Source organism: Moraxella sp. K127 (assembly GCF_015223095.1).
GTDB lineage: Bacteria > Pseudomonadota > Gammaproteobacteria > Pseudomonadales > Moraxellaceae > Moraxella.
Genome location: NZ_JADFBZ010000018.1, coordinates 39,645 through 47,502 on the forward strand (window position 1 = coordinate 39,645; position 7,858 = coordinate 47,502).

A 7,858-nucleotide genomic window follows, 5' to 3' on the forward strand; every position below is an offset into this window, starting at 1 on the left:
CATGGTTAATTTTCGCTTGCCCCTATATCTATATCCCACTCAACGCTCTCTTGTGATACAATTCTTTATGCTTGTCGTTTGTATCGGGGCGACTTATTGTTTTTGGTATGTGTTATCTGATGTTGGTAGTTGGTTTATCAATGGGGTTATTTTATTATCAGGTTTGTTTTGGTTGTTTTTTCTGATTATCTTTTTAAAAAATTTAATCATCAAAAAGCCCATGCTTATCATTGATAAAGACTATATCATTGGACGGGGTATTTTTAATGATAAATTCATAGAGTTTGATGACATTGCGGATTTGTCGTTACACATTCAAGAAAATCACCGTTCTGGACTTCTGGTGTATCGCATGGACATCAGCTTAAAGACGGGCGATAATGAACATTTGGCATTAACCACTTGCCGTTATGAGCAAACACTCATCAATGAAAAAGAGATTTTTGCACTCATCAAGCAAATTCATAAAGGCACAACCGTGCCACGTTATGAGCCGTTTTATATCGGCAATGACGAACGCATGACATCAACCGCCAAAGTATATTGGACGGTTATGGCGATTGGGGCGGTGTGGGTTATGTACGAGATATATACACTATAACAAAAATCCGCCCAACCTTGATTGAGCGGATTTTTATCATCTTGCAAATTAGCTTTGATAAGTTTGATTAACTTTGACGATAATTTGGAGCTTCTTTGGTAATCTGCACATCATGAACGTGCGACTCTTTCATACCTGCCGATGTTACCTTAATAAACTGTGGCTTAGTTCGTAGCTCTTCGATGGTCGCACAGCCTGTATAGCCCATGGACGAACGCAGACCGCCAGCGAGCTGATTGATGATGCCTGTTACCGAGCCTTTGTATGGCACACGCCCTTCAATGCCTTCTGGAACAAGTTTTTCCACGCCTTCTTTGGCATCTTGAAAATAACGGTCAGATGAACCATTTTGTCCGCTCATCGCCCCAAGCGACCCCATGCCACGATATGCCTTATAGTAGCGACCTTGATACAGCTCCATCTCCCCAGGGGCTTCTTCTGTCCCTGCTAAGAGTCCGCCCACCATGATACAGCTTGCCCCTGCCGCCAAAGCCTTTGCCATGTCGCCAGAAAAACGGATACCACCGTCAGCGATGAGCGGAATACGCTCTTGTAAGGCACTTGCCACGTTGTCAATGGCACTAATCTGTGGCACGCCAATGCCTGCAATGATACGAGTGGTACAGATAGAGCCAGGCCCGATACCCACTTTGACAGCGTCCGCCCCAGCGTCAAGCAGGGCAAGGGCGGCATCGCCTGTGGCAATGTTACCGCCAATGACTTGGATATGGGGGTATTTTTTCTTGACAAAGGCGACTTTATCAATCACGCCACGACTATGCCCGTGAGCGGTATCCACCACAATCACGTCCACGTTCGCTTCCACCAACGCTTCCACACGGGCTTCGGTGTCCGCCCCTGTACCGACTGCCGCCCCCACACGCAAGCGGCCTTGGGCGTCTTTGGCAGCGTTCGGGTTATTTTCGGCTTTGCTAAAATCATTGACGGTAATCAGCCCTTTTAGGCGAAATTCATCATCAATCACAATCACTTTTTCAATGCGGTGCGTGTGCAGTAAGCGTTTGATGTTCTCGGTAGATTCGCCTTCTTTGACGGTAACGAGCTTATCCTTTGGAGTCATCACATTTTTGACAGGTTGGTCAAGATTGGTCTCAAAACGCAAATCACGGTGCGTTACAATCCCCACCACTTGACGGTTGTCGTCCACCACAGGCACGCCCGAGATGTGGTTTTCACGAGTAATGCGAAGTAGCTCGCCCACACTTGTCTCAGGGCTTACAGTAATGGGGTCGGCAACGGTGCCTGCTTCAAACTTTTTGACGTGGCGGACACGACTGGCTTGACGGGAGATATCCATGTTTTTGTGGATAATACCCATACCGCCAAGCTGTGCCATGGCGATTGCCATTTTTGATTCGGTAACGGTGTCCATTGCCGCCGATAGGATTGGCAAGTTTAGATTAATCTCACGGGCCAGGCGAGTGGATAGATTCACGTCTTTGGGTAACACTTCTGAATAAGCAGGTAATAGCAATACATCATCAAAGGTCAGTGCTTCATAACTTAGTCTTAACATAACAGCCCCTTATGGCAAAAAATGAATAAAAATACACATCAAAAAACCGAAAAAGGCTAAGCAGTCATCTGCCTAGCCTTTGGATATACGGTTGCTTGTTCGTTTTAGTGGATATACGGTTGCTTGTTCGTTTTAGCATTGTGTATCGGTTTGTGCGTGTAAAATTAGCGGTGCATTATACGCCAGATTATCCGATTTGGCAAATATTTTTTGTGAATTATTGTATTAATCCATATTTATCAAAGAGTTATAAAATAAAGTTGAGAGTAGGACGACTTATCATATAAAATACCCTATCAAACACAACAATCAACATTTGCCCTAGGAGAACCCATGAAATACCTTGTTCTACTTTGTCCATTACTGCTGACCGCCTGTGCCACGCCAACAGCGACCCCCACCGAACCCATCGCCACCGATACGGCAGAGCCAGATTCATCCACCCTGCCAAAACTTGCCATGCCCATCAGACACTGCACCATGGAATACATTCCCGTCTGTGCCACGCTTGAACAAAACGGACAACGCTTTGAAAAAACCTTTGGCAATCGTTGTGCCGCCCACACCTTTATCCCCGATGACACCAAGGTAATAGATGTGCGTGATGGCGACTGCGACCCAAGCAGACAGCCTGTGATTCGGTTTAATCGTTGATGGTGGTTAAGGCTATCAGTCTCAAGAACTGCATCCCATAAAAAGACACATCCTTTGATGGCATTACTACACAAGGTGTGCTTAGCACGCCCCCACATCCAAACATCATTGCATTTGTAGTAATTTTAAAGTTTATTGGATATCTCCCATCGCAAGCCCTGCCATATATGAATTTTATATAAATACGGAGAAAATATAATGAAATTTATTATTGTAGCAATATTAATGACTTCATTGTTATCTTGCGGTTATGATAAAACTGAACATCATGTCATTTCGGAAATTAATGTTGCCAGTACAGACGAATACGACCATTATGTCATACAAAAAATAAATGACGTCGCAATAAATGGTGTCATTGATGATAACGAAAAAACGAAAAGGTTATTGTTGGACTTGGTGCCAGAAGCAAATCGCATGAATGATAAGAATGAAAAGTACAAAGCATTATTGCAAATATATGCATTAACAGATGTTCATAAAGCCATAGATTTTATTGATGAAGTTCTTAGGGGTAACCCCGATCATTGGCTACTTATTTATAAATGCCAACTCATGAAAATCAATGATTACGACAATGATAAGGTAACAAATTGCTTTTCTCATATTGCCAAAAAAGCAAAAGAAGAAATTAAGAAAAATAACTATAACAAAAAAGACAACCCAAAAGAAATATTATCTTACTATCTGGCTGAAATAAACGCTGGAAATGTGGCGTATATTCAAAAATCAAAAGATTTATTAGATGAAATACCGGACCCAAAAAAGAAAGACGAGCTGTATCAAATTTTTAATAGCCAAATAGATATTGAAAATTAAGGTTTTTATTATTCGGTTTTATGCATTAAAATCACCCACAGACAATGACATAAATTAATATCACTAAATAATAAACCACTACACCCCCCAACACATTTATCAATAGCCCCATCGCCCAACCAACCATTATCGCCAACAGCCATATCATTTCATTTCTTTGAGTGCGTTTGGCTTTATAAAACCGCCAAGACAAAGGCGTGGCGATAAATGCAATAACAAACCCTACCAACATATGAGCAGTTGGCATGACACAGCGTTGTATTCCAGCATCATCGATAAAGCAGTTAGAGCCAAATAAAGTACCACCAAACCAAAACACCCAAAACCCCACCATAAAAAACAGCACGGCAAAAATACCGTCAGCGACCTTTTTGGCTTCTTTGGCAAAGACAATATAAGCAGTCATCACAAACATCATCACACCCAACACCATCAGTCCGCCAAATGTCATCACATCATTTGCCAAAAATGCACTACCACCCGCCAATAACAAGGCGATGATATAGGTAATAATTTGTTTATAAATGGGTTTTGTCATGATTTATTTGTGAGTGATAGTTAAGCATAGGGGTACGTAATACGCACCTTTTACCATATAACCAAATAACCTAAACTGGATAATCATGCAAGGGTAAATTGCAATTTACCTCTACAAGTCTATCCAAAATTATCATCAATTAGTTGAACATAGGGTGCGTAATACGCACCCTACCAAACTGCTGTACTTGCGGCATCGCTAGGGCGAATCCACTTGTCATCAGCAAGCTCTGATGGAGCTGGTGGTGTGGTCTGTCCCCATAGATATAGGGACAGCATTTGCTCTGCGTAGTTGCCATACACATTTAAAGTTGCCATAATTGACTCCGTTATTAAGAAAAACTAAAGAATTTTACCACAATGGGTGATAGGGTACAAAAAATACGTATCTTCAACAGTGTTATCGTGAAATCTAGTCTCAATGGTTTTGATGGATAAAAAATGATGTTTTGATAAATGTTCTTTGGAAACCAAACTTCGACTCCAGCCGCTATAATAAAAAACCCCATTTTTTTCTTGACTTAAAACTTCTTGATAATTAAGAAGCTTGCAACAATCTTTGGGGTAAATACGAACTCTATCAATGGAGTGTCTCACCATAAAATCCACATCTTTATTATAATGTTCTTTTGTATAAATGGGTGGTTGTTTATCCCAACGATAGACTTGGGCATTATTATTTTTAATAAAATCATAAATATTTTTATTTTTTGATTCTTTGTCATCACCAAAATAAAAATCATTTAAATCATCAAATTGATACACTTGATAAGGATAGCAGATATCATTAGTAACCTTGTCAGGTGTGCCGTCTGCGTGATAAGTTAATCCACATTTGAATTGGTATTCATTACCTGCTAGCTTATTGCGATATAGTTTAGGTTTTTCCATCTCAGATTCATAAGCATTATAATCTGCACGAAACGCATAATCAGTTTTTTTTCTGCCAATACTGCACCATGGCTTTTTCATACAGCTCACCTTTGGATAAGGGTTTGTCAGGTTTGCAAGCGAGTAATTTGTCGTATCTTGCTTTTGTCTCTTCTTTGGTTTCTTGTGGTGGAGAATAGGGTTTTTTCTCACAGCTAGTTATTGCAAGAGTGATAGCAATCATTCCTATAAGATGGTGAGATTTTAGCATGATTCTACCTAAGCTCATTTATATTAATGTTGGTTGTAGGGGCTACATTAATGGGATGAACAATAGCCTGCACCGTTATACCCATAAACATAATTGCTACCCATCTCTTCATCTTTGATTATCATGGATGATAAAAACCATCCAAGTTATACCTTGTGAATTTAATAGTAGCATTGGAATGCTTAGGTTTGATTTAATGATAAATAGTGTTGCCTTGTTTGTTTGGATTCGTTTGCAGTGCATAGGGTTAAATGTTGTTTGGCTAACCACCGGCAGTATTGGTGATTCTGTCCCCACAAAAGCAATCACTACTTCCATTATTGCTTAATTGGTTGCTTGGTTGCCTCTGCCTCATTAGTTGAACGTAGGGTGCGTAATACGCACCCTACCAAACTCAAAAATAATCTAAATTCTCCGCCAGCTTGTCCCTGCCCTGCTGTCTTCTAGCTCCACGCCTTTTTCTTTTAGCTCGGCACGGATTTGGTCGGCAAGGGCAAAATCCTTATCGGCTTTGGCTTGTTTGCGTTTATCAATCATCGCCAAAATCTCACTTTCAGAAATGCTCTCATCGCCAATTTGGGCTTGCAAAAAGGCTTGGGGGGCGGTTTGGGCGATATTTAGCACGCTTGCTAAGGTCTTTAATATCACGGCAAATTGTAGCCCACTTGCTGTGTCGCCTGCCTTGACCGCTTTATTTATCTCGCCTGCAATCTCAAACAAGATACTCACCGCTTGGGCGGTGTTAAAGTCGTCATTCATCGCACGCACAAAGGCTTGCCCGTACTCGCTTCCCCACGCTGTCTCGTCCGTGCCTACCACATCAAACGGTTTTAGGGCGTGATATAGGCGTGATAAGGCGGTATGGCTTTCTTTTAGGGCGGTATCAGAGAAGTTAATCGGACTACGATAATGGCTAGATAGGATAAAAAAGCGAATGGTCTCGGCATGAAAATCCTGCAACACTTCACGAATGGTAAAGAAGTTGTTTAGGGATTTGCTCATTTTTTCGCCGTCCACATTGACAAAACCAACGTGTAGCCAGTTGTTGGCGTACTGTTTGCCTGTCGCCCCTTCGCTTTGGGCAATCTCGTTTTCGTGGTGCGGAAACTGCAAATCATGCCCACCGCCATGAATGTCAAAACTCTCGCCCAAACAGCAGGTACTCATCGCACTGCACTCAATGTGCCAACCAGGGCGACCCAAGCCCCACGGACTTTGCCAATGTGGTTCGGACGGTTTGGCGGATTTCCACAGCACAAAATCAAAAGGATTGTCCTTATCGTCCACCGTCTCCACCCTTGCCCCTGCTTGCATATCGGCAAGTTTGCGTTTGGATAGCTTGCCATAGTCGGGGAAATTTGCCACCTTATAATACACATCGCCACTTGCCCCTTGATAGGCTAAGTCTTTGGACTCTAAGGTATTTATCATATCCAGCATCTGCGGAATGTGGTCGGTTGCTTTGGGTTCGCTGGTCGGACGTAAGCACCCCAAACGGTCGGCATCTTCGTGCATGGCACTAATAAAACGCTCGGTCAGCTCGCCAATGGTTTCGCCGTTTTCGTTTGCTCGTTTGATGATTTTGTCGTCAATGTCGGTGATGTTGCGGACGTAGTTCACCTCAAAATAACGAGACAACCAACGATAAATCACGTCAAAACTCACCATGACCCGAGCGTGTCCGATATGACAATAATCGTACACCGTCATGCCACAGACGTACATACCCACTTTGCCGTCATGGATAGGAACAAACCGCTCTTTTTGTGCCGATAGGGTGTTATAAAGGTGTAAATCGCTCATGGTGTGCCTTTTGGGTAACTGGTGTAAATAAAAGCCTTTATCATAGCAGAATTTGGGGGAAAGTGCTATAATTTACCAAAAATTAACCAAGGTCATCACATGAGATATTTACCATTGGCATTACTTGGCTATGCCATGTGTGCATCGGCAGTCAATGTCTATAACCCAAATGATTTATCTGATATCAAGACCTTGGATAACGTCAAAGACGTTGTGTTATATGGCGTACATTTTGACCATGTGCTACTGCAAAATACAGAACCCTGCATGAAGCCTACTGCTGATTTTGAATTTGTAGAATGCCCAAACCACCAAGGACTTGCTCGGGTTGGTAATTATGTCCAGACCCCTTTTGGTCAAGCCCCCTACCCTTTGGGTATGATAGACAAAGACGGCAAATTATTGCTAGATAATATTTACCACGAAATCCATACCCCCAAAATCTTACAAGATATCGCCACCGATGTCAGCCCCCAGCCTTTTGTCATTACCACCTTAGATCTTGATGGCTTAGACGAGTTAAAGGCAGGCGATGAGTCTGATATTGCAATGGTCATTGATAAAAGAATGCAATACGCCTTGGTTGATACCAAAGGCAGAATGATGGTGCCATTTGGGCGTTATGATAACATCATCAATGGATATGATGATGTATTTACTGTCGAAAAAGACGGGCTGTATGGCGTGATAGACGCACACGGTCATGAAATCATCACACCCATGTATGACAACCCAGTCATGTTTTATCAAGGGTTTTCAGGTTTAT

10 protein-coding genes are annotated in these 7,858 nt (G+C 42.2%); 4 read left to right on the plus strand and 6 right to left on the minus strand.

The window, feature by feature from the left end; genetic code table 11:
* Position 1 precedes the first annotated feature (1 nt).
* Positions 2-601 carry a hypothetical protein gene (locus IM753_RS05660; protein ID WP_156065025.1) on the plus strand — a complete coding sequence of 200 codons (600 nt, stop codon included), beginning with the start codon at positions 2-4 and terminating at the stop codon, positions 599-601.
* A gap of 67 nt (positions 602-668) precedes the next feature.
* Here IM753_RS05660 and guaB read toward each other — a convergent pair whose 3' ends face one another.
* Positions 669-2,138, minus strand: a complete 1,470-nt coding sequence (guaB, locus tag IM753_RS05665) for an IMP dehydrogenase (RefSeq protein WP_194108856.1) — start codon at positions 2,136-2,138, stop codon at positions 669-671.
* Between the two features lie 333 nt (positions 2,139-2,471).
* On the opposite strand from guaB, the gene IM753_RS05670 reads away from it, so the two are divergent.
* Together IM753_RS05670 and IM753_RS05675 are read left to right on the plus strand one after the other, a co-directional pair.
* On the plus strand, positions 2,472-2,792 hold the full coding sequence (locus tag IM753_RS05670) for a hypothetical protein (protein WP_065255446.1): 321 nt from the start codon (positions 2,472-2,474) through the stop codon (positions 2,790-2,792).
* A gap of 198 nt (positions 2,793-2,990) precedes the next feature.
* Positions 2,991-3,611, plus strand: coding sequence for a hypothetical protein (locus IM753_RS05675; RefSeq protein ID WP_194108857.1), 621 nt, complete (start codon positions 2,991-2,993; stop codon positions 3,609-3,611).
* A 31-nt stretch (positions 3,612-3,642) separates the two neighbouring features.
* On the opposite strand, the gene IM753_RS05680 is transcribed toward IM753_RS05675, so the two are convergent.
* The 5 genes from IM753_RS05680 to cysS all read right to left on the minus strand — a co-directional run bounded on the left by IM753_RS05680 (position 3,643) and on the right by cysS (position 7,092).
* Positions 3,643-4,149, minus strand: coding sequence for a hypothetical protein (locus tag IM753_RS05680; protein WP_065255448.1), 507 nt, complete (start codon positions 4,147-4,149; stop codon positions 3,643-3,645).
* A 170-nt stretch (positions 4,150-4,319) separates the two neighbouring features.
* Positions 4,320-4,466: a hypothetical protein gene (locus tag IM753_RS05685; RefSeq protein ID WP_156065027.1), complete on the minus strand. Its 147-nt coding sequence runs from the start codon at positions 4,464-4,466 to the stop codon at positions 4,320-4,322.
* 24 nt (positions 4,467-4,490) lie between these two features.
* Positions 4,491-5,120: a hypothetical protein gene (locus IM753_RS05690; RefSeq protein ID WP_194108858.1), complete on the minus strand. Its 630-nt coding sequence runs from the start codon at positions 5,118-5,120 to the stop codon at positions 4,491-4,493.
* Positions 5,080-5,289: a hypothetical protein gene (locus tag IM753_RS05695; protein WP_194108859.1), complete on the minus strand. Its 210-nt coding sequence runs from the start codon at positions 5,287-5,289 to the stop codon at positions 5,080-5,082. Before IM753_RS05695 ends, IM753_RS05690 begins: the two co-directional genes overlap by 41 nt.
* A gap of 405 nt (positions 5,290-5,694) precedes the next feature.
* Positions 5,695-7,092, minus strand: a complete 1,398-nt coding sequence (cysS, locus tag IM753_RS05705) for a cysteine--tRNA ligase (protein ID WP_194108860.1) — start codon at positions 7,090-7,092, stop codon at positions 5,695-5,697.
* A gap of 99 nt (positions 7,093-7,191) precedes the next feature.
* Between cysS and IM753_RS05710 the strand changes: the two genes are divergently transcribed.
* Positions 7,192-7,858: WG repeat-containing protein (locus tag IM753_RS05710; RefSeq protein ID WP_194108861.1), on the plus strand; the 667-nt coding region annotated here is incomplete at its 3' end.